The organism is Hufsiella arboris (assembly GCF_009834875.1).
In the GTDB taxonomy this organism is placed as follows: Bacteria; Bacteroidota; Bacteroidia; order Sphingobacteriales; family Sphingobacteriaceae; genus Hufsiella_A; species Hufsiella_A arboris.
In genome coordinates this window covers 1-548 of the sequence record NZ_WVHT01000047.1, presented here as the reverse complement: position 1 = coordinate 548, position 548 = coordinate 1, and the positions used below count along the sequence as shown (strand labels likewise).

The following is a 548-nucleotide window of genomic DNA, read 5'->3' as shown; positions in this document are numbered from 1 at the left end:
GTCTCGTAATACAAGCGATCAGCGAGTGTTGCAAAGCAATCATACGTCACTTCCACTCCCACGGCTCTGATTGCGACAGGCCGGATCATTGGGTTTTTAGTACAAAAATTTGAAGCCTTGATTTTTTGCGCCGCTTTTGTATCAAGACAAAAGAGGCTAGCCAGCCGCCGGCAATGAGGCGGGCTAGCTTTCATAAACAGCTGGCTGTGCTATTTTTATTGTCAGCCGGGCTCATAGCCGCCCGAAGGCCTATAAACTTTGTCTTGATACAAAGTTTAACAAAGATCAAGGCTGCCGAATATTTGTCGTAAATCCTCAGTAAATCTTTGATGCGCATGTTCCGAGTCGTGTGTTCGCCAATGCAACCGGAATGGATCTGCAACACTTCGCGGAAAACGCTGAAACCTGAGCATAATGATTGTTTCTGCAAAAGATTTATTGGCCTTTACTTCCAAATCTTCGAAGGCCGTTGCATGCTTCGGAAAAGCCTATGACAATTTGATCGTTAGCTTCCTGCCACTGACCTAAGTTACTACAGATCATGAATT

The 548-nt window shown here is 45.1% G+C and carries 1 protein-coding gene; it reads right to left on the bottom strand.

What is annotated here, in order from left to right; translation table 11 throughout:
- A partial coding sequence (locus GS399_RS20905) for a hypothetical protein (protein ID WP_237488029.1) occupies positions 1-194 on the bottom strand: 194 nt, incomplete at its 3' end.
- Positions 195-548: the final 354 nt, after the last annotated feature.